This window comes from Ensifer sp. Root127, from assembly GCF_001425225.1.
Classification (GTDB): Bacteria; Pseudomonadota; Alphaproteobacteria; order Rhizobiales; family Rhizobiaceae; genus Ensifer; species Ensifer canadensis.
The window spans coordinates 64,705-85,495 of the sequence record NZ_LMDX01000014.1 but is presented as its reverse complement, the minus strand read 5'-3'; the positions used below and the strand labels follow the sequence as shown (position 1 = coordinate 85,495).

23 protein-coding genes are annotated in these 20,791 nt (G+C 61.3%); 12 read left to right on the top strand and 11 right to left on the bottom strand.

The annotated features are described in order from the left end of the window. The first annotated feature begins 12 nt into the window (after nt 1-12). Entirely contained in the window at nt 13-159 is a 147-nt protein-coding gene (locus ASD03_RS37810) for a DUF1127 domain-containing protein (RefSeq protein ID WP_067698903.1), read from the top strand. A gap of 381 nt (nt 160-540) precedes the next feature. Then, nucleotides 541-1,437, top strand: a complete 897-nt coding sequence (locus ASD03_RS17920) for a methylenetetrahydrofolate reductase (RefSeq protein ID WP_063997085.1) — start codon at nt 541-543, stop codon at nt 1,435-1,437. A 16-nt stretch (nt 1,438-1,453) separates the two neighbouring features. On the opposite strand, the gene ASD03_RS17915 is transcribed toward ASD03_RS17920, so the two are convergent. Both ASD03_RS17915 and ASD03_RS17910 read right to left on the bottom strand, forming a co-directional pair. Beyond that, nucleotides 1,454-1,921 (bottom strand): Rid family hydrolase, encoded by a 468-nt coding sequence (locus tag ASD03_RS17915; protein ID WP_025428251.1) that lies wholly within the window; start codon nt 1,919-1,921, stop codon nt 1,454-1,456. An 8-nt stretch (nt 1,922-1,929) separates the two neighbouring features. Beyond that, nucleotides 1,930-2,556, bottom strand: coding sequence for a TetR/AcrR family transcriptional regulator (locus ASD03_RS17910; protein ID WP_025428252.1), 627 nt, complete (start codon nt 2,554-2,556; stop codon nt 1,930-1,932). Nucleotides 2,557-2,896: 340 nt separating this feature from the next. Here ASD03_RS17910 and ASD03_RS17905 point away from each other — a divergent pair, with 340 nt between their 5' ends. From ASD03_RS17905 to ASD03_RS17885, 5 genes are all read left to right on the top strand, one after another. Then, nucleotides 2,897-3,613 carry a lysoplasmalogenase gene (locus tag ASD03_RS17905; RefSeq protein WP_025428253.1) on the top strand — a complete coding sequence of 239 codons (717 nt, stop codon included), beginning with the start codon at nt 2,897-2,899 and terminating at the stop codon, nt 3,611-3,613. Then, nucleotides 3,597-5,027: a coniferyl aldehyde dehydrogenase gene (locus ASD03_RS17900; protein ID WP_156407981.1), complete on the top strand. Its 1,431-nt coding sequence runs from the start codon at nt 3,597-3,599 to the stop codon at nt 5,025-5,027. The genes ASD03_RS17905 and ASD03_RS17900 overlap by 17 nt, the downstream gene beginning before the upstream one ends. 400 nt (nt 5,028-5,427) lie before the next feature. Further along, entirely contained in the window at nt 5,428-5,913 is a 486-nt protein-coding gene (locus tag ASD03_RS17895) for a DMT family transporter (RefSeq protein WP_057214657.1), read from the top strand. Then, complete coding sequence (locus ASD03_RS17890; RefSeq protein WP_057214654.1) at nt 5,910-6,332, top strand: DMT family transporter; 423 nt, start codon at nt 5,910-5,912, stop codon at nt 6,330-6,332. Before ASD03_RS17895 ends, ASD03_RS17890 begins: the two co-directional genes overlap by 4 nt. A gap of 394 nt (nt 6,333-6,726) precedes the next feature. Further along, nucleotides 6,727-7,224, top strand: coding sequence for a DUF2165 family protein (locus ASD03_RS17885; protein ID WP_057214651.1), 498 nt, complete (start codon nt 6,727-6,729; stop codon nt 7,222-7,224). A 52-nt stretch (nt 7,225-7,276) separates the two neighbouring features. Here the strand turns inward: ASD03_RS17885 and ASD03_RS17880 are convergent, their stop codons facing one another. Next, the gene (locus ASD03_RS17880) at nt 7,277-7,588 is read right to left on the bottom strand and encodes a hypothetical protein (protein ID WP_057207381.1); all 312 of its coding nucleotides are present in this window, start codon (nt 7,586-7,588) and stop codon (nt 7,277-7,279) included. Nucleotides 7,589-7,809: 221 nt separating this feature from the next. Beyond that, nucleotides 7,810-8,283, bottom strand: coding sequence for a GNAT family N-acetyltransferase (locus ASD03_RS17875; protein WP_057214676.1), 474 nt, complete (start codon nt 8,281-8,283; stop codon nt 7,810-7,812). Nucleotides 8,284-8,814: 531 nt separating this feature from the next. Here ASD03_RS17875 and ASD03_RS17870 point away from each other — a divergent pair. The 3 genes from ASD03_RS17870 (at nt 8,815) to ASD03_RS17860 (ending at nt 11,592) form a co-directional block, all read left to right on the top strand. Continuing rightward, complete coding sequence (locus ASD03_RS17870) at nt 8,815-9,234, top strand: VOC family protein (RefSeq protein WP_025428258.1); 420 nt, start codon at nt 8,815-8,817, stop codon at nt 9,232-9,234. 239 nt (nt 9,235-9,473) lie between these two features. Continuing rightward, the gene (locus ASD03_RS17865) at nt 9,474-9,683 is read left to right on the top strand and encodes a hypothetical protein (protein WP_025428259.1); all 210 of its coding nucleotides are present in this window, start codon (nt 9,474-9,476) and stop codon (nt 9,681-9,683) included. Between the two features lie 430 nt (nt 9,684-10,113). Next, nucleotides 10,114-11,592, top strand: coding sequence for a patatin-like phospholipase family protein (locus tag ASD03_RS17860; RefSeq protein ID WP_162250509.1), 1,479 nt, complete (start codon nt 10,114-10,116; stop codon nt 11,590-11,592). Between the two features lie 36 nt (nt 11,593-11,628). Here the strand turns inward: ASD03_RS17860 and ASD03_RS17855 are convergent, their stop codons facing one another. Continuing rightward, a complete protein-coding gene (locus ASD03_RS17855; protein WP_057214645.1) occupies nt 11,629-12,882 on the bottom strand; it encodes a D-amino acid dehydrogenase in 1,254 nt (417 codons plus the stop codon). A gap of 198 nt (nt 12,883-13,080) precedes the next feature. Between ASD03_RS17855 and ASD03_RS17850 the strand changes: the two genes are divergently transcribed. After that, nucleotides 13,081-13,542: an Lrp/AsnC family transcriptional regulator gene (locus ASD03_RS17850; RefSeq protein WP_025428262.1), complete on the top strand. Its 462-nt coding sequence runs from the start codon at nt 13,081-13,083 to the stop codon at nt 13,540-13,542. Nucleotides 13,543-13,704: 162 nt separating this feature from the next. Here the strand turns inward: ASD03_RS17850 and ASD03_RS17845 are convergent, their stop codons facing one another. The 6 genes from ASD03_RS17845 to ASD03_RS17815 all read right to left on the bottom strand — a co-directional run bounded on the left by ASD03_RS17845 (nt 13,705) and on the right by ASD03_RS17815 (nt 19,722). Beyond that, nucleotides 13,705-13,962, bottom strand: a complete 258-nt coding sequence (locus tag ASD03_RS17845) for a hypothetical protein (RefSeq protein ID WP_128090487.1) — start codon at nt 13,960-13,962, stop codon at nt 13,705-13,707. A gap of 829 nt (nt 13,963-14,791) precedes the next feature. Beyond that, nucleotides 14,792-15,823 carry a GH25 family lysozyme gene (locus ASD03_RS17840; protein ID WP_057214642.1) on the bottom strand — a complete coding sequence of 344 codons (1,032 nt, stop codon included), beginning with the start codon at nt 15,821-15,823 and terminating at the stop codon, nt 14,792-14,794. Nucleotides 15,824-16,105: 282 nt separating this feature from the next. Beyond that, entirely contained in the window at nt 16,106-17,461 is a 1,356-nt protein-coding gene (locus tag ASD03_RS17830; protein ID WP_057214637.1) for a HAMP domain-containing sensor histidine kinase, read from the bottom strand. Beyond that, entirely contained in the window at nt 17,458-18,132 is a 675-nt protein-coding gene (locus ASD03_RS17825) for a response regulator transcription factor (RefSeq protein WP_057207377.1), read from the bottom strand. The genes ASD03_RS17830 and ASD03_RS17825 overlap by 4 nt, the downstream gene beginning before the upstream one ends. Nucleotides 18,133-18,251: 119 nt before the next feature. Next, complete coding sequence (locus ASD03_RS17820; RefSeq protein WP_057214634.1) at nt 18,252-18,728, bottom strand: Rrf2 family transcriptional regulator; 477 nt, start codon at nt 18,726-18,728, stop codon at nt 18,252-18,254. Nucleotides 18,729-18,834: 106 nt separating this feature from the next. Continuing rightward, on the bottom strand, nt 18,835-19,722 hold the full coding sequence (locus ASD03_RS17815) for an NAD(P)/FAD-dependent oxidoreductase (RefSeq protein WP_057214630.1): 888 nt from the start codon (nt 19,720-19,722) through the stop codon (nt 18,835-18,837). Nucleotides 19,723-20,074: 352 nt separating this feature from the next. Between ASD03_RS17815 and ASD03_RS17810 the strand changes: the two genes are divergently transcribed. Then, nucleotides 20,075-20,662, top strand: coding sequence for a YqaA family protein (locus tag ASD03_RS17810; RefSeq protein WP_057214627.1), 588 nt, complete (start codon nt 20,075-20,077; stop codon nt 20,660-20,662). Nucleotides 20,663-20,791: the final 129 nt, after the last annotated feature.

The following is a 20,791-nucleotide window of genomic DNA, read 5'->3' as shown; positions in this document are numbered from 1 at the left end:
AAGGGGATCATCATGAACGTAGCACGCTCTTTCAACAACTGGCTCAAGTACCGGCAGACGGTCTCCGAACTGGGCCGCATGTCCACGCGCGAACTGCGCGACCTCGGCATCGACCGCGCCGACATCCCGAGCATTGCCCGCAATGCCTTCGGCCGCTAACCGCGCCTGAGACCATCAAAGATTTCATGAAGCGCCCGCTCGGAAACGAGCGGGCGCTTTCTATTTCTGACGCTGCTCGTTCGGTCCGGACACTGTCGCTGAGCGCCGCGCTTCGAGCCCCCGAGCCATTCGGCAGGTCGGCGCTTGCGTCCCATATTTTCTTCGGACTGGATGAGGGCCTGCGACGCTTGGCGCGTCGACGCGGCAATTTCGATCGGCTAGATCAATGCCGCATGCGCGGAGGCATGGTGGCTCGGCCGCCGCAGAAAACCGTGCCCGCTTCCAACTCGACCAAGCCTTAGATTGAGGCATGCCCGAGCCCGACAGCTCGCGCCGTTGACTCGAGGCGACCCAAGCCCGTCGCACCGGCAAAGGATCTTCATGACCGCGCTCATACAACACGGTTCTGCTCTGTTTCGTGACTATTCACTGGAGATTACCGGCAAGGATATCTGGCAAATCGAAGCTGCGAAATCCGAGATTTCTGCCGGCACGCCAATCAATATCGCCTTCCTCGGCAACGAGAGCCACGCGCAACGCATCGAGGCAGCCGCGTGTATCCGGCAATGGGGCTTCGAGCCTGTCCCCATCGTTTCGTCCCGGCGGCTGAAATCGGTGCAGGATCGGGACGAATTGCTCACGGGCCTGATCAGCGCAGCGCGTCCCGCCAGGTTCATGTTCGTGGGCGGCGATCCGTCGTCGCCAGCCGGTCCCTATAAGGATTCGCTCGATCTGATTGCCAGCGGTATCATCTCGGACCACGGCATCGTCAATGTCGGGATTGCCGGCTACCCGGAAGGCCATCCGAAGATTGGCCAGCCGCGCCTGTGGGAGGCACTCGCGGAGAAGCTCGAGTTGCTCAAGGCCCGCGGCTGCAGCGTCGAGATCACCACGCAATTCGGTTTCGACGCAGATGCGATCGTCGATTGGATCGCGCAGGTCAGGGCGCGTGGCATCAATGCACCGATCCGCATCGGCGTGCCTGGGCCCGCGGATGTGAAGCGACTGCTGCGGTTTGCTGCTCAGTTCGGTGTAAGTTCATCCGCAGCGATCGTCGGAAAATACGGGTTCTCGCTGGCCAATCTCGTCACCAAAATAGGGCCGGATCGTTTCATGAGCCGGCTTGCAGGCGGCATGGCGGGCCGCGATCTCGGCACGGTCATGCTGCATCTCTACCCCTTCGGTGGCATTGCCGACACGGTCGCCTGGGCTGCGCGCGCCGCTGGCCGGCAAACGAATGAAAGCGTCGGTGCGCTCGACAGGCCCCGATATTATTGATCGGGCGGAAAACACGTCAACCAAGCGGTGCGAATGCCGTCGCCTTGATCTCGACCAGCCCACCGTCCGGATTGAGGTCGGCCACGGCAAGCTCGACCGCGGCGGGGTAGGGGATAGCAAAGAACTCGTCCCGCACCGCGGCGATCGCGGCCAGTTGCCCCGCCTTGTCCAATGCCAGGCGGTCACTTCCGAACACATGAAACATCTGGAGTTCGACGACGTCATCGAGGCGCGCCTCGCACGCAGCCAGCAATTGCTCGATCAACGTGAAGACACGGCGCAGTTCGCGACGAAATCCTTCGGCGTCCATCGGTTCGGTGTCGCCGTTTGCGGCAACAATGCCGGACAGGTAGACGAAATCACCGGCACGGCGCGCGGGCGCGTAATGAAACTGATCCACATCCGACTGGAGTTCGGCCGGTATCACGACCTTTCCGGTCCGGGTGGGCACAGCGCTGACGGTCGTTTCGATGGGCTGCAGCATATTCTCTCTCAAGGTGTTGAGACTTCTTGATCGGCAGCCGGTATTCCCTGCAGTGCGGCGAGGGATGGACCGACGAGGGCTTCGAGCTCCTGTCGGGTCGCGCCATCGCGGGCCTGCATGGAAATGGCTTGCATCATGGCACCGTAATAGGTCGCCAGTGTCGGTATGTCGGTGGTTTGCGGGAGGTCGCCGTCGGCCACGCCGCGCTCCAGCCTTGCGTGTACGCGCTCCACCGTTTCTTTCCTTATGCCTTTGAGCAGGTCGAAGAGTGGCCCGGTTTCTGGCTGGCAATTCATCACGCCGAGAATCAACAGGCAGCCGTTCGATTGCGGTGCCCTAAGCGCGACCTCGATACTGGCGAGAAGCATCGCGCGTATCGCCTGTAGCGCCGTTTCACCCTCATCGAGTGCGCGCATCGGGCCCGATCCTGCTGTCGCGGCATAGAGGCTGACCGCCTCGCGAAACGCGGCTTCCTTCGACCCGAACGCGGCGTAGAAGCTCGGCGGCGTGATGCCGATTGCCGCCGTCAGGTCGTTGAGCTGGGCGGCCTCGTAACCCTTCGCCCAAAACACCTCCGTGATTTTTTGAAGCGCAAGATCGCGGTCGAAACCACGTGGCCGTCCCCTGGTCGCCATGAGCATTCCTTTCTGTAGTGAAGTTTATATAAATAGCAAAAGCATCTCCCGCAACCCTGACCGCAGAAATATGTAGTGATAATTATAGAAAGCATTCGCCGGTAGCGAACACCGCTGATCGCCAACCAATTGCTTCTCCGATGCAGACGGATGCCGGGCGGCACTAGAAATGGATTCCACTCAGCCTTACGCGCAAGGAACAGCGCCTCCATATTTGTTCAGCTATGGACAATATCCGGGGCTTGACTACAGTCCCTCGAATAAACGGTTGCGGATCGGCGATGGCGGTCGTTGTTGGGCAATAAGGGCGAGCCAGTCTCGCTGATAACGAGGGACGGGCATGAGGCAGAGCAGTACTTTGAGCGCGCGAAACAACGCATCGATCTATGCGCTGTTTGCCGTTTGCGCGGTTCTCGCCATCATCGGCAGTCTCTTGGCCGGCGGCGATCAATCCGGCTGGCGGTGGTTGCATTACGTCACCAAGCCGACGGCAACGATACTTTTGCTCATTGCTGTTCTACGCAACATCGGCCCGCCATCGCGGGCCTATGGGCTGGCGATTGTCGTCGGGCTCGCCTTTGCGGCGGCAGGCGACTTCTTTCTGATGTTGCCGGGCGACTATTTCCTCGCCGGCCTCGTCTGCTTTCTCCTGACCCACTGCGCCTATATCTGGGCGCTGAGCCGTGACAGCCGCTTTGCCGCCGACAAGGGAATATTCGCCCTCTTCGCAGGGATCGGCCTTATCGTCATTGCCGGATTGTGGTCGTCCTTGCCGCCCGGTATGCGCATTCCCGTTGTCTTCTACGCTCTAGCGCTGGCAGCAATGGCCGCGCAGGCGATTTCCCGTGACCTTCAGCTGACCGTTGGAGCGCCGCAGAAATCCGCCGCGCGATCTGCCGCCCTCGGCGGCCTGTTCTTCATGGTCAGCGACACACTGCTCGCCTACGGGCGGTTCCGCTGGAACATTCCCTATAATGCCGTCTGGGTGCTGGGTACCTACTATACGGCGCAATGGCTGTTCGCGCGCTCGACCGAAGGCAATGCGCATGCAAGATAGTCATCCGTCTCAGCTGCAGCAGAGTTTCGAGCGGTTGCGAGCCGCCTGGCTCGAACAGCGTCCGTCCTACGAGCAACGGCGGAACGACCTGAAGCGTCTGCGCCGTCTTTTCCGCGAGCGCATGGATGAGATGTCGAAGGCGGTCAGCGCCGATTTCGGCCATCGCTCAGTCCACGAAACGCTGCTCGGCGAAGGAAGCGTGGTCCTTTCGGAGATCGATCACACGCTGGCCAGGCTCAAGGCCTGGATGAAGCCCGAACGCCGGGCGGCCGGATGGAAGCTCTGGCCGGCAAAGGCAGAAATTCGGTTCGTTCCGCTTGGTGTCGTCGGGATCATTTCGCCGTGGAACTATCCGGTCAATCTGGCGCTGGCGCCTCTGGTTGCTGCGATCGGTGCCGGCAATCATGTGCTTCTCAAGCCGTCCGAACATACGCCGCGCACGTCGGAGTTTTTGCGCACGCTCATCGCCGATGTTTTCCCAGACACGCGCGCGACGGTGGCGCTTGGCGGCGCCGATCTCTCGGCGGCCTTTTCCGCGCTGCCGTTCGACCATTTGTTCTTCACCGGCTCCACCGCCGTCGGCCGCAAGGTGATGGCGGCTGCGGCTCAGAATCTGACCCCGGTCACGCTGGAGCTCGGCGGCAAATCACCCGCCATCGTCGGTGAGACAGCGGACTTGCCACGGGCGGCGAACCGCATCGCCACCGGCAAGTTCTTCAATGCCGGCCAAACCTGCATCGCGCCGGACTATGTCCTTGTTCATGAGAGCAAACGCGATGCCTTCGTCGGCCTGCTGAAGCAGCAGATGGGCGAGCGCTACGGTGCCGGCAACGGTTATGAGGACTACACGTCGATCATCAACGAAGCCCAGCACGCCCGCCTCGCCAGTCTGGTAAACGATGCGCGGGCACGCGGACACGAACTGGTCTCGCTGCTGGACATGAAACAGATGCCACCGTCGCGGGTGCGAATGCTCGAGCCCACCGTAGTGCTCGATCCCAGACAAGACAGCGCGGTTATGCGCGAGGAGGTCTTCGGGCCGATCCTGCCGGTCATCAGCTATCGCACCACGGCCGAGGCGATCGGCTATGTGCTCGGTCGCGACCGGCCGCTTGCGCTTTATTGCTTCAGCGCAGATGCAGCCGAGATCGACGCGATCCTCGCCCGCGTCGTTGCCGGGGGTGTCTGCATCAACGATACGCTCTACCAGTTTGCCTGCAACGACGTGCCTTTCGGCGGTGTCGGGGCAAGCGGCATGGGCCACTACCACGGCAGGGAAGGGTTCCTGACCTTTTCCAAGTCGATGTCGGTGCTCAGAAAATACGATCCGGCGCCGAGCGATTTGATCACACCGCCGTACAAGGGGCTGACGGACAAACTCGTCCGTTTCATCACCTGGATCCCCGGGCGCTGAATGTTTCGGCTGCCCGGGATCACGCCGGGAGAGAGGGCGTGATCGTGCAGTTCGTATTGCAGCCGGTGGTGTAGGATTTGGTGACGCCATAGCCCGCCTGTAGTACCGGCGGGCGGTGTTTGACATCATGCCGCCGCGCAGGCGAATGCCGATATCCTTGCCGTCGGTCAGAATGTCATCGGCGTTGATCGTCCTCATATAGGTGATGCCGCCTGTGGCGCCCACGCCGTAGACGCCGCCGGGCGGCCCCGCGCAGAACATCGCAAGGCGAAACTGCAGCCAGTCGGGTTGTTGGGCGAAACCGAGTGAAAGCTGTCAGTCTGTCATCGAAGTCTCTGGAGGAAAGGCAATCGGCAGGTAATGATTGCCGCATGACCGATTCTGTTGCGAGCACCCCTTCATGACCAGTCCCTCCGGGCACCCACTCAATCCGCTGCATCTCCTGGCCGCCTTTGGTACCGGCGGGCTCTTGACCCTCATGGTTCACTTCAACGGCGAACTGGGACGCTACGGCAACGCGTTGTTCTCGTCCTGGGCGGCGCATGGCACGGGGACTGTGGCGGCGCTTGTGATGCTCGCCATGCTTTATCCCTGGCGCGACCGGAATGCCGGGACGAAACCGCATGCGCCGCTCTGGGCCTATCTTGGCGGGATTTCCGGCGGCGTGACCGTCATGTTGACCTCCTTTGCCGTGAACTCACCGCTTGCACTATCCGGGACTCTTGCCTTGGGGCTGGCGGGCCAGGTGGTATTCAGCATCGCTGCGGATCGCTGGGGGCTGTTCGGCCTGCCGATGCGCCGCCCGGATCGCCGCGATCTGGCAGCCATGGCACTGATCGTTGCCGGCAGCGCCCTTATCATCCTGTTCGGCAGAGGCAGCGCATGACCTTGCCGATCCTTCTCGCCTGTCTCGCCGGTGTGCTTGTTGGTGTCAGCCGGCAGGTCAATGGCCGGCTCAGTCTCTCGACGTCACCGCTGATCGCATCGTTCTGGAACCATGTCGTCGGCTTCGTCGCGTTGAGCATTCTTGGGCTGTCGGTCGGCGGGCCGATCCCGGCGGGCGCTGCGGACGCGCCTTGGCACGCCTATCTCGGTGGTTCGATCGGTGTGGTCTTCGTTGCCGCCGGCAGCTGGCTCATCGCGCGCATCGGTGCCGTCAATACCGCCCTGCTGGTGATCGGCGGGCAGATGGTCTCGGGCGTGGCGCTCGATCTGTTGCGGGGAACATCCGCAACCTTCCTTGCAAGCGCCCTTGGCGTGGTTCTGATCCTGGCAGGCATGGCGCTGACTCAACGACGCCGCTAATCGCCGAATTGCGCAGGCAAGCGCCATAGCCGTAATAGGCGGCCTCTGACATCACTCGCTCTGATAGGTACTGGCGACAGGCGCCTTGCCGATCATGCCTTGCGCAGGCCCTCGTTCGATCCCGCGCAAGGCAATGGGTCTTAGGCCCGCCGACAGGAATGGTGCCACTGCTTTCGTGGCCTCAATAAGGCGTCCAGACGCGTCGGGAGCGGGCACATCGCGGGCTGCCGGTTGATCCCCAACTTATTGCTCAAGCTGTGGACAGCCTCCGTCCGCATGGAAAAAGCGACGCTGAGCGAAAAAAGCGTCATACGGGTGTCACGGGCGGCCACTGCCGATCGTCATCAAGGTATCGCGCTTGAGCGTGCAGGCCCCAACCCATGGTGATATCGAAATGACTCAACCAACCTCGCTTCTTCTGATCAAAGCCGTACTGCTCTCCGGGCTCGCGCTCTGGCTTGCCGTTATCGTCCTCAACAACGTCGTCGCATTTCGCAATGGCGTCTTTGCGGTTGGTATGCTGATGGGCATGCAGCTCTTCGATCAGGAACCGCCCATCCGTACACCGCTGTTGTCGCGCCGTGTAACGAACGCTGTGTGGCATCGTATGGTCTTCAGCTTCGTTCTGGTGATGGAGGTGGCAACCATGATGCTTTTGGCGGCGGCCGCCATCATGCTTATCGGCGCATTCTTCGGACTATCGGACGGTGCCGCCGCGATGATATGGGCGAACCTCGCTCTCGCAGCCTTCATCGCTCTCAGCCTGATCATGCTGCTCGGCGGTGCCTGGTTTGCCTACTATGTCCGTCAGGAGACCATGCAGATCACCCATTTCATCCTGATTGGGCTCGGGGTGGCCGGCACCCTGTTGGTGAACATGCCGATGCAATAGAGTAGCGCCTGACCCTGCGGTTGACGGAAGGGTCAACCTCAGGCTCTGCCTGCTATCGCCACCGCGCGTTGCTTTGGAAGGACACGCCGACAAGGACTCCGATGGCAAAGCCGATCAGTCCCGCCGTACTGACGACCGTCGTCGCGGTGCCCGGGTTGTCCTTTGCCGCTTCGACAACGCTTTGTCCCTGTGCACGCACAACACGTGCGGCCGAGCTCACCCGTCCTCTTGCGTCCTCCGCCAGATCGGCGGCACTGCCTGCAGCCTCGCCAGCGCGTGCGGAGATCGATCGTGTCAGATCGGCAACCTGTGCCCGCAGCTCGGAAATCTGGTCTTCGACGGATCGCTGAATGTCATTTGCCATTTTTTGCACCTCGTTTGTTCTACAGCGACCTTTGCGCGTCTTATTAGACGCGCAAAGGTCGCTGTAGCACTTTGAATGGCTGCCTGTTTTTATCCTTAAATCGAATAGGATTTAAGGAAACATGCAGCAGCAAGGTACCAACGACGACGGCCGGCTTAAGTTCCGCATGGGATCGTAACCGGGGGCAACCGCCGATGCCATATCTGAGTATGCGTTGAGTTCTAGCGCGGCTTGAGCGTCTTGCTCATATTGGTGCCGGTGACCCGAAACCCTGTTGCCTCATAGACATGCCGGGCGCGGCTGTTGTCTTCGGCGACGCGCAATTTGATCTGGTCGAACCCGTTTGCCAAGAGCTCGGCCTCAAGTGCTTCGATCGCGAGCTTTCCAAGGCCTTTTCCCTGGTGGGTGGGCAGAATATGGAAATCGCTGATGAAGGCTGAGCGGCCCTTCGCGTCCGGTCGATACCAGAGATAGCCGACATGCTCGGCGCTTTCGCTGTCGATCAGACACAGCAGGACGTTGCCTGGCGTGCCGACGCCTTGCGGCAGGTCCTCGGCGATTTCACCGGTTGCCTGGGCGAGGGCGTCTGCGTCGGGGAGCCCGTAGTTGGCGGCGATCTCCGTGGCATAGTCGGGGATGAAATAGGCGAGATATCCAGCATACTCGCTCTCAAGCATAGGTCTGAATGAGATCATGGCTCTTTCGCATGTCAGCGGCGCCGCCATTCCGACGGCTCATGCCGCGGAAAATTCGTGAACGGCCACGTGGTCTCGTGGCAGCGAGGTAGACGTCAATCGCCCGCCCGACCCCACCCTAAAACTGATGGCGATCGCGTTCCCGGGTCTTCTGCCAGACAAAGGCAGTCGAGCGCAACCGATCTGTTCGGATTTTGATGAGACCGAGGGATCCCAAAACAAAAAAGGCCGGCAATGCCGACCTTTTCCCGTTCGCTGCTTTACCCTGCCAGTACATCCGTGGTCAGCGGTTTAGCGCAAACTCTGACCGGAACACATCCGTCTCACCGAGACTGTCTATGCTCAACGATCAATTCGTTATGCCCCATATGGCGAGCGATTGCGGCTATTTCAAGCCCTTATAATCACATCGTCCAAATCCTGTCTTCGGCCCCGGAGACCTGAGGCGGCCAAGGTGCCGATGCTCCGCCACCATTGACGGACCTCAGGTCGGACCTAAATTTCTGCCGATTGCGAACGGAGGATTTCCGGATGGAATTGCACCGCGGTCGGCTGATCGACCATATTCAACTCGTGATCAAGGATCTCGGCGCCAGCCGGAGGTTTTACGAAGCCGTGTTTCAAGCTCTCGATGTGCCGATGGGAGGCGAGGGCAAAGACTACTTCTGGGCCGACGAGCTTTTCGTGTCGACCGCCGATAGCGAAGCGGCCCAGGGAAAGCTGACCGGGCGCCATCATCTCGCGTTCCAGGCCCGGGACCGCACCATGGTCGACGCCTTTCACAAGGCCGGCGTTGAAAACGGCGGTAAGGACAATGGGCCACCCGGCGAACGCCCCTATCACCCAGGTTACTACGCCGCCTTCCTGCTCGATCCCGATGGCAACAACATTGAGGCGGTGTTTCACGGGCCGGCCAACCGCAGCGCCAGTTCGGTGAAGATCACGTTCTAAAGCATGTCGCGCAGTGCGCAGCGGTTTTGCGATAACGGCATGCGCAGAACCAGAGCTTAAAGCGCAACAAGAGAATCCTGGAGATCGCGACGCGTTTTAGCGGCTGCCGGGGTGACCCGCCGCTCACGTGCTGCTGTCGCGCCGACCGGCCCGCGTTGCCGCTGTTCTCAACCTGGGATCTGGTCACTTGACATTCTGCTAAAAATAGAACAAAAAGAGAACAGATGTGGAGATGAACGATGACCCGCACTGACATCATCAATCGCGCACTGGCCGCCGTCGCCGATTCTCGCCTGAAGCGGGAGCGCGACAGTGAGCGCCGCAAGCAGATTTTTGGCCGTATCGACCTCACGGCACCTTTGCCGAAGCTGAGCCGCGGCGTGCAGCTCAGCTTGAATCTCGATGGCGGGCGGAAACGATCCGAGCCGACGAGGGCGAAGTCCCATTGACCCCGAAGGCCACCGCGATTGGTGGCGCGCAAAGTCGATGCCGAGCGGTTGCTTTCCAATGAAAGAGCACTGTACGCCTTGGTGCGGGACTGCCTGCGGTTATTGCCACGAACGCGGCGGCGCCGAGGATAATCGGTACGACGGGCGGGTATAAAGGCATCTGTCGCGGCCAGAGTCATGTTGACCTCAGTGATAGAACCGCTTGGCCACGGTGCCGGAGGAGGCATCCCATCTTCCAGAAACCGTTGTCGGAGGGAGCCGGAGCCGCCGCTTTCGCTTCGCCCGCCGCGGCATGCCATGCTGTCTCAATCTAGATCCGTAAGGTGTTCGAACGGTCGGCGCCGACATCAATGTCGGCCCGGCTGGATCAGCCCGCGGACGGAGCGAGATGGCGATGAACTGCGGAGAACGATGGGACAGGTGGCATCTCGTGCGGTCAGATGTTCGCGATTTGCGGCGGTTATGGATCACCGCCGGCCGCGTCCTGAGGAGAGGCGTCCTTGTCGGCGCCATGATCTTGTCCGGCTGCATGGCGCCTGATACGCGCCCGACCAACAAGCCACTTGTCTTCACCACCGGGAGCATCCAGTTCCGGGACGCGCAAAACTTTGGCGACGTCGGCATCATCATTGCCTTTTCTGGCGGTGGTGCCAGATCTGCCGCCTTCGGCTATGGCGTACTGTCCGCCCTGGCTGATCAGCCTTCGCCCGGTGGTAAGAACCGAATGCTCGCCGATGACGTCGCAGTCGTTGCTGGGGTTTCGGGCGGTGCGGTCCTTGCCTCCCATTTCGCGCTTCGCGGGCGGACCGGTCTTGACGATTTTCGCCGGAATTTTCTCGGTCAGGATGTGGAAGCCTCGCTGCACACGGCCTTCACGCCGCAAAATCTGCTGCGCGGTTATCAGGGTGGCATAAACGACCTCTCGGGGTTCCCGTCCTGGCTCGATCGCAAGCTCTTCCGGGGCGCGACACTTGGCGACATGAGCCGTCCTGACCGTCCTCGGCTGGTGATCCACGCCACCGACCTCTACAATCGCAACCCGTTCATTTTCGATCGTCCATCCTTTGCCGCAATCTGCAGCAACTACAATGACTATCCGCTGGCCTATGCCGTGGCGGCGTCCGCCGCTGTCCCGGTGGTGTTTGCGCCGGTCACCCTGCAGAACTTCAGCAAAAGCTGTTTGCCAGGCGATGGCGGAAGCCCGCGAGCACAGTCGTCTGCTCGTGGCGCGACGTCGCTTGTCGAGCGCGAATATTGGAATGCGCTCGGCCGCTACGAGACGGCGCCGGATCTGAACTATCTCAAATTATACGACGGCGGCCTGGTCGATGGCATCGGAACACAGAGCCTGCTGCATCTGATGGGCCGGCCAGCGCCGGAACCGCTTCCTGCCGCCCGCGCGCGACGGCTCCGGCACCTGCTGGTCATCGTCGTCGATGCCTCGACGCGGGTTGGAGGTGATCTTTCCATCAATGCAAAGAGCCCGAAAGCCCCCGATGCGATCGTGGCCGCGATCGATGCGATGATCAACATTCCGAACTTCCAGAGCTTCGATGCCCTGCAAAATCGATTGCCCGTCTGGCGTGATCAGGTCATCAGATGGCGCTGCGCCACTCAGCGTTCCGGCAAAGGCTGTCGCGATCTCGATGTCGGCATCGTTCGCCTGGCGCTCGCCGATACCGCCGATCCGCCAACGGCAAAACGCATCATGCGGCTGCACAACCGCCTGACGTTGAAACCCGACGATGTCGACTTTTTGTCAGGCCTTGGCCGACGGCTTCTCATCGAGCATCCGGCTTATCGACAGTTCCTGCAACGCACGGGCAAGGGGATGCCGCTTGCGCGTTCAACGCCAGATCTCCGGCGAGGCGGACTCGTGACGGCCCGGCGGATCACCAGTATGTTCTGACGTTTACGCTCGGCATCGAAGCGATACGAATGCCCATCAGTGGTATCGGCTGATCGCCAGGTCCGCCGTTTCGATCTCGGGCTTGGTGCCGCTGATCAGATCGCTCAGCACGCGGCCCGAGCCGCAGGCCATGGTCCAGCCGAGCGTGCCGTGCCCGGAGTTGAGGAACAGGTTGGCGAAGCGCGTTGCACCGACCACCGGTGTTCCATCCGGCGTCATCGGCCGCAAGCCGGACCAGAAGGTTGCTTGCCTCTGGTTGCCAGCGCCGCCGAACAGGTCTTCGACCGAATGTTCGAGCGTCGCGCGACGTGTCTGGGGAAGGGCACTGCTGAAGCCGGCGATCTCCGCCATGCCGCCGACGCGAATTCGATCGCCAAGCCGGGTGATGGCGATCTTGTAGGTCTCATCCATGATCGTCGATACCGGCGCCCGCGTCTCGTCGACGATCGGAACGGTGATGGAGTAGCCCTTCACGGGATAGACGGGCAGGCGAAGGCCGAGCGGCTTTAGGAGCGCCGGCGTATAGCTGCCGAGGGCGGCGACGAAGATGTCGGAACGGATCTCGCCCTCTGCCGTCTCGACGGCGACGATGCGGTTGCCCTCCTGTCGAAGCCGGCGGATATCGACGCCGAAGCGGAACTGCACGCCGAGAGCCTCGGCGCGTCTCTGCAGTTCGTTGGTGAACTTGAAGCAGTCGCCGGTTTCGTCATTCGGCAGCCGAAGGCCGCCGACGATCTTGTCGCGGACCGGTTGCAGGCCTGGTTCAGCGGCCACGCAGCCGGCCGGGTCGAGCACTTCGAAGGGCACGCCATCGGCCTTCAGCACTTCGATATCCTTGCCGATGCCGTCGAGTTGCTTGGCGGTCCGGAAGAGCTGCAGGGTGCCCTGCGTGCGGTGATCGTAGGCAATGCCCGTTTCCCCGCGTAGCGCAATCAGGCAATCACGGCTGTATTCGGCAAGGCGGACCATCCGCCCCTTGTTGACGGCGTAACGCGCCGAGGTGCAGTTGCGCAGCATTGCCGTCATCCAGCGCCAGGTGGCAGCGTCCACCATCGGGCGGATGATCAAGGGCGCGTGCTTCATGAACAGCCACTTGAGTGCCTTCTGCGGGATGCCGGGTGCCGCCCACGGCGAGGCATAGCCGGGAGAAATTTCGCCGGCATTGGCAAAGCTCGTTTCCAGAGCAGGGCCGGACTGCCGATCGAGGACGGTCACCTCGTGACCCGCCTTGGCAAGATAATATGCGGAGGTGACGCCGATCACACCGGCGCCCAATATGGTAATCTTCATCGCATCCTCAGGATCACAGATCGATCGTCAAACGGGCTGAGGTACGCGCAAAATGCTCGCTGTTACCAGCCCCCAAACCCGGCAGAAGTTGCGCTCGAACATAGTGAAATAATCGAGCACGATCATGCGAAGTAGCGCTTGAATATTCGAGTATTCGCTGATCTTAAGAATTATCGGCGGGAAAATGAAAGAATCTGCATGTCCGGTTTGGATGCGATCGATCGCAACATCATTCGTCTGCTGCGTCTCAATGCGCGCATGAGCAACACAAAGCTCGCCGCCGAGGTGGGGCTGTCACCTTCGGCCTGCTTGAGGCGCATCAATCTGCTGGAGCAGGGCGGCGTGATCCGCGGTTATACGGCGCTGGTCGGAAACGCCGATGGCGACAACGCCATTGCGGTGATCATCAACATCACGCTCGAACGCCAGACGGAGGAGCACCTCAATCGCTTCGAGGCGGCGGTGCGGAAACACCCGGAAATCCAGGAATGTTACCTCATGACCGGCGGGTCCGATTATCTGTTGCGGGTGGAGGTCGAAAATGCCGGCGACTTCGAGCGCATCCACAAGGAAATCCTTGCGAAGCTCCCGGGCGTGTTGCGCATTCATTCCAGCTTTTCGATCCGCAACGTGCTTGTGTCACGCGCGAGACGGCGCTAGCTCATTCGCGCAGCGAGAGCCGTAGCGCGCGGCTTCTACCCTATGGAGCGGTTCCAGCGGACGATGGCCGATACCAAGCATGTTTCCTCAACCAACCCGTTCACTGGCATTGTCCAAGCGGAGGCCATTGCGACGGCCTCCGCACAGACTTCCGAACGCGGATCAGTGAAGCGCGCGCTGCTCGGGTGGTGTGGATTGCAGCCACGGCGGGAACGCCCGGCTCGAAACCAGACGCGCGATCAGGCGCCCGCTCGGGGATAGGACGTCGACGATCGCACCCCGATATTCGTATTCCTCGGCGAGTTCGTCGACGATGAGTTGTCCGTAAGCGACCGCACGGCCGTCATTGGGGTGCTGTTTGCCGGCCTGATCGCGGCTCGTCACGCCGGCCGCATGGATATGGTACATGTAGCGGGGCATAGTCCGCCGATCCTTTCCGATTTGCATGGGCTTTCAATGCTTCTCGCATCCACAACCGATGGCGGAGGGATGTCCGAGACACGCGATGACGGGATTTTATAACACGGTTTGTGGGACCGTTCCCGTGACATGGGCGTGACGTTTGCAGGCGCTGTCGCTAATATTCAACTAACCATTTGGAATATTATCGTTTTTTGCCGACTTGGTGGGCGCGCCCACGCGAAGGGGTAACCGTGCGCCGGCATTTCTATGGTCTCTTCAGTCAAGACCACTGCATGTTTCCCTAAATCCTATTTAGAAACATGCAGCAATTCAAAGTGCTACAGTGACCTTTGCACGTCTCATAAGACGCGCGGCGCTGTAGAACCTGCATGGTGCCCTCGGAGTGCCTGACCGGCGCTCCGCGCATGGCTGGTCTGCGAAGTCAGATCTACGAAATCGCGTGCATTCTTGTATAGTCAACTCATCGAAGCGATGCATCTCCTCCCGCAGGACTTCGAGTGTGCAAGCGCTTTCTCCTCCTCCCAACGAGCGCTTGCCGGAATGGCGACACTCCTCCTCCCGGTTGCCATTCAATCCCTTTGAAAGCCTGCCGCACCTCCTCCCGCGGCAGGCTTTTTCTTTTGGGGAGCTGCCTTTATGCAAGGCAGGTTGTAATCACTCAGGATTTGAAACTGGGCCCGGAGCGCGCGGCTGCTCCCGCGCGCAATGCGGCGGCCCAAGTGCATAGGGACGGCACCACAGCAGGCTTCGGCTCAGGGGCAACGCAGCTGTGAAATAGAGATCAGGCCAGCCAGGCACACGTCAGGCGCCTGGTCTGTCGCAAAACCTAGCTTGCCCGCCTGGCGAGCCAGTTCTGCCATTCGTTCTCGTTGCCGTGGAACACATTAAGGTCGATCTTGCCTTCGACGCCGTGCGACAGGCCCGAGCCCGAATACTGCCAGAAGATCCACTTGCGGCCTGGATATCTCTTGGAGGGATGAGCTGCCACCGAGCGCAGCCAGAACGGGTAGTCGAGCAGTTCGCCGGTCAGGTTGTCCTGATAGAAATCCGGGGCGGTGTAGATGATCGGTCGCTGGCCGTAATGCGCCTCGAGCTTGTCCATGAAGACTTGCATCTTTTCAAGCACACGGGCGCGCGACAGGCGTCGCTTGCAGCTGGACTCACCGTTGTATTCGACGTCGATGACAGGCGGCAGAGCGCCGGCTTCTCTTGGAACATTGCGGATGAACCAGTCGGCCTGCTCGCCGGCCGTGCGGCACCAATAGAAGAAGTGGTAGGCGCCGCGCTTCAGCCCGGCTTCTTTTGCCTTGCGCCAGTTCTTCTTGAACATCGGATCGAGGTGGTCGCCGCCATCGGTCGCCTTGATATAGGCGAAGTTGGCACCCTGCGCGCGCAGCTTGGGCCAGTCGATCTCGCCCTGCCAGCGCGACACGTCGACACCATGAACGGCCATCTTGCGCGGGGATGCGCGGCCGAAATTAATCGGCTTGGCATCGCGGAAGCGATGGCTGTAGATCTGCGTGCGTGTCCCCGGTGTCGTCAGGACCGCGGGTGTTGCCGGGGCGATCACGGCAACGGGCCGCTCCAGCGGCATGGGCGTTGCCGCCGTCTTAGCCTGCGGTCGGAAGGCTTCCGGTTCCGGAACTGCTCCGGCCCAGGCCAGCACCTCCTGCGGCGGGGCGGCTTGAGCCGCTGCGACGCCGACATTGGCCGAAGGCACGGGAGACGTCGGCACGACCGAACTCGTCGTTTCGCGCGAGGGCTGCTGCGGCACGATCGTGTCCAGCGTCGAACTGGACGTGCAGCCCGCCAAAACCAGACAGGCAAGGAACATTGCTGGCACAGCTGAAAAACGCATGAGCACCCGTACGCAAAACATTGTCGACGGCGAACAACAGTACCGCCGGGACCCCATTGATGTGAAATTGCTAACGGAAACTTACCGGAAAAGATTAAATACAATCTTTACGATCGACCCCCTTTCCGAAAAGTCGAAGCGGCGAGCATGGCGCAGAGAGAACACGCTTCTTTACAGCGCCGCGCGTCTTATCAGACGCGCAAAGGTCGCTGTAGCACTTTAAATTGCTGCATGTTTTTATCCTTGAATCGGATACGATTTAAGGAAACATGCAGTAGCGCGTCATGCCGGCGGCAGGTCGATCCTGAAACATGCGCCGCCCGATGTCGCGTCGACGATCGCGACATGGCCACCGTGGAGGTGCACGATCTCCCTGACCAAGCTCAAGCCCAGCCCGGCGCCCTTGCCGCCGGGATGAAGCCGGCTGAACGGCTCGAAAATTCGTTCGCGCTCTGCAAGTGGGACGCCGTCTCCTTCGTCGCAGATTTCGACGCGCGCCGGCGCAATGACGCGAAAAGTGATCTTGCCGCGACGACCGCCGTGCTCGATGGCATTCTGCACGAGATTGGTCAAAGCCCGTTCGAGCGACGAATGATCGCCAAGGACGATCATCGGCTCGTCTGCCGCATCGAAGGACATTTCGTATCCGGCGGCAAAGGCAAGTGGCGCCAGATCGGCAATGACGCGTTCGGCGAGTGCCCTGAGGTCGAGCGGGCAAAACGGGGTCGTTCGTTTACCGAGGCGCTGCAGGTCGAGCAGTTGGCCGGCGAGTGTAGCCAGGCGATTGGTGTCCTCGATCAGCCGCGCCTTGCCGTCGCTCGGCGGCAATGTTGCTACCCGCGTGTTGAGGATTGCAATGGGGGTGCGCAACTCGTGAGCCGCCTGGGCGAGAAAGCGCTTGTGGCGGGCATATCCCTCGTCGAGGCGTTTGAGGGCATTGTTGAAAGCTTCGACCAGCGGCAGGAATTCGGCCGGAACGCCCTTGATCGGCATCTGCACGCCCTGCTGGTCAAACTCGATATGGGCTGCATGGGCTGCTGCATGCGAGAGACCGGCCAGCATCCGGCGAACGACGATCGGCGTGACGATGATGGTGGCGAGTGCCAGTAACAGCAGCATAGGCACGAAAATGGTCAGGAACGCGCCAGAGGTGCCGAGCAGCAGCCGGCGAAGCGTGAGTTGCCCCTCCGTGCCGGTGAAGATCTGGATATTCCCCGCGGGCGAATCGACCCATTTGACGACGGCTTCCGGCCGCGAATCCTTGTCGGGCGAGAGCCTGAAGCGTCCGTCGTTCATCCGGTCGAGACCGGCCGTGGCAAAGGCGAATGCCTGAGGCACCGCGCCTTCGGAAAGCCTGTGTCCGGCGCGGTCGCGAGCGATGAACCAGATCTCGCCTACTTCGCGCCGCAGCCGGGCCAGCTCTGGGGTTTCCTGGACGACGAGGTTGTTCTGCCCATCGCGCACGATCGCGTCCGTGAGCACATCGATATTGCCGTTCTCGTAGCCGTCGATAAGATAGCCAGTCGCCCAGAGCAGACCGACCGCGATGGCGATTACAAGGCTGATGGCGGCTGTTTCGAAGAGCACCAGCCAGCGGACGAGCCGCCATTTGAAGGAGTGCGGCGTGCCGGTGATCATTGCGCTTCCCGCAGGAGGTAGCCGACGCCGCGAATGCCATTGATCGTGACGCCTGCATTGGCGTCGAGAAGCTTTCTCCGCACACGCGATATGTGGGTATCGAGGGCGTTCGACTGGATTTCGTCGTCAAGGCCGAACACGGCTTCCATGAGGGCCGCACGCAGCACCATCCGCCCCATGCGCCGCGTCAGGGTTTCGAGAACCAGCAGTTCACGGCGTGGCATTTTCAGGGGCACGCCATCGACATTGGCTTCAAGATGGGCGAGGTCGAACGACAGGCGGCCGACCGCCACGACGTCGGATTGTACGGCGACGGGGCGCCGCGCCAGCGCCCGCAGGCGCGCCAGAAGCTCCTCGAATGCGAAGGGCTTGCCGATATAATCGTCGGCGCCGCCATCAAGTCCGGCGACACGATCCGCAAGTTCGCCCAGCGCCGTCAGCACAAGCACCGGCACGCTGTTGCCCCGCAATCTGATCGCCGGGATGAGCGAAAGCCCGTCTCCATCCGGCAGCCGCCGATCGAGCACGACGACGTCATAGACCGCATCGCTGAGAACGAGGGTCGCCTCCGCCAGGTCACGCGCATGATCGACGACCATGCGGTGTTGGCTAAGCGCTGTCTTCAGCGCCCCCGCAAGTTCTGCCTCGTCCTCGACCAATAGCACCCGCATGAAACCGCTTCACTCCGCACGACGCTCCGACGCGCGGCGATCCTCGCGCACGTTCATTGAGGGAACCTGTCATCAGCCGGAAAAACAAACGATGTCCGGTTCAATCAGTGACGAGGTCTTCAACTCGGCTCTGTCGGATGACCTTTGCACGAGGACAATCGGTTGCCCTTGACAGCGCCATAGCGCCGCTCGAAATCGGCGGCGATATCGGAGATGGCGATCTCGCCCAATCGCGCGAGCAGCAGGGTCTCTGCCTCATCGAGTGTTCGCTCCAGCGCCGAATTGACAGCCTGTTCGACCAGGCATTGCGGTTCGTCGGTTGCGACACCCATGGCGAAGAAGCCGGGACTGCCGATGGTTCGATAGACGTCGAGGAGGGTGATCTCGGAAAGCGGCCGCGACAACGTCCAACCGCCGCCATGGCCCTTCTCTGACGACACGTAACCGGCATCGCGAAGGCCGGCCATCGTCCGGCGCACGACGACGGAGTTCGTGCCGAGCATCCGGGCAATGGTTTCGGATGTCATCGGCGCTGCGTGCTTTTCCATGTGCAGCAACACATGCAGCAGCCGTGAAAGTCGTCCGTCCTGGCGCAATGGCAATCTTCCCTGTTTCGCATCTGATAGCATGGATAGTGCCGCCCAGGGGAGGCCGCCGTTTCATTGTCCAGCGGCGTGACGCCCGGACCCGCTGCAGTCGCTGTCAGTCGAACATCAGCGAGCGGTGGGTTGCGGCTCCGGCCATGGCACCGTCTCCAACGGCGAGCGCGACCGACCCCGTCGGCCTTGCCGCATCTCCGCAGGCAAAGACGCCCGGAACCGTCGTTGCCTTCATCGCATCGGTTCGGATGTAGCGTCCGAGCGGGCCGTCGTCCAAGGCGCAGCCGAGCTGTTCGGCAAATGGCGCCGAGACCACCGTCCTGGTGGTGGTGAATAGGCCGTCCATCGGCAACACCCGCCCGTCCTTCATGACGACATCGACCCGCTCACCCTCGATCCTGTCGATAAGCCCGTGCTCCACCGTGACATTGCGCCATGCAAGCTGCTGTAGCTGGTCGGCATCGGGCTCGAATGCACCGTTGAGAAAGAAGGTGGTCGGACCCCAGTCCGGCAGCATCAGCGCCTGATGCATCGAAAGGGGCGACGTCGCGAGCACGCCGATCCTACCCTGGTCGAGTTCGTAGCCATGGCAATAGGGGCAATGGAAGACGCTTCTGCCCCAGCGTTCGGCAAGCCCGTCAAGATCCGGCAGGACGTCGGTGACGCCGGTGGCGAGGACAAGCCGTTTGCCAGTGACATCGGGGCCCTGCTGCAGGGCGACCTTGAAGCCATCCTGCACACGTTCGGCACTTGTGGCGGCAGTCTGCAGCCATTCGACCGACCGGTATTCCATCAATTGCGAGCGGGCTTCGGCGGCGATTTCAGCCGGCGCGTTGCCATCCTGGGTCAGGAAACCGTGCGATGTCGCGGCGAAACGGTTCCGCCGCAATCCGGTGTCGATAACCAGCACGCTCCTGCGGGCGCGGGCGAGTTGAAGGCCGGCGGAAAGGCCGGCGTAGCTGCCGCCAAGGATGATTACGTCATGGGTCATATCGGGCCTCATCGTCTCAAGATCGTATCTTTATAAGTTACGTGATGTTGGGTTTCAATATCACGAAACAACAAAAGTTCCATGACTGAGCCTGGCGGCGATGGCTGGCGCCTCAGGATCGGCTCCGGCCGAAAGACGCGAGGCTACGGATAGCTTTGCTGGCGGGGCGGACCAATAGGACCGTCGCTCAAGTTGCTCTGGCGCGATTTCAAGGCAGACAAAAATCCGCCTGTTTGGTAGTCGACTGGATTATTATCGTTGCGTGTTCAGCCTCTGTCCCCGGCATCGGGGATCGGAACGCTTCCCGCCAAGGTCCCGCACGGGACGCCCCCGATGAACGACCGGATTTTCCATGCTTCGCAGTTTGTACAATTGGACGATGGACCTCGCTGCCCGGAGATCCGCCGCATGGTGGCTGGCGCTGGTAGCCTTTGTCGAAAGCTCCGTCTTCGTCGTTCCGGCCGACGTCCTGTTCCTGCCGATGGTGCTGGCAAAACCGCATAGGGCCTATCGTTATGCCTTCATTGCTACCCTGTTCTCGGTGCTCGGCGGCATCGCGGGCTGGTTCCTCGGACACTACGCCTTCGACGCGATCGCCCGTCCAATCCTGCAGTTCTACGCCAAGATCGATGCGTTCGAATCGATGCGCGCTTCGGTTGACATGGAGGCAATCGTGCTTCTGCTGGTGACATCGGGGCTTGCGCACGTGCCGCCGATGAAGGTCGTCACCATCCTCTCCGGTGCCGCCAATGTCAGCCTTGGCATGTTCATCGCATCGGCGGTAATCACGCGCGGCGCGCGCTTCTTCATTTTGGCGGCGGTTCTTCGCCGGCACGGCGAAGCCGTCCGGCATTTCATCGAGAAGCGCCTGGGGTTGATTGCAGCCGTTGCTGCGGCCGTGCTGATCCTGCTTTACGGCGTCTACGTTCTCGCAAAATAACAACAGCGAAGCTGTGCCGAAAGCGTGCCTGCCGTCGGTGGAGGCAAAGGCTTAACGGCCATTTCGGCCCGACAGTGCGCGCCTTGAGGTATTTGGCAAGGCGTTATTCCGTCCATCCGCGCGCAGCGT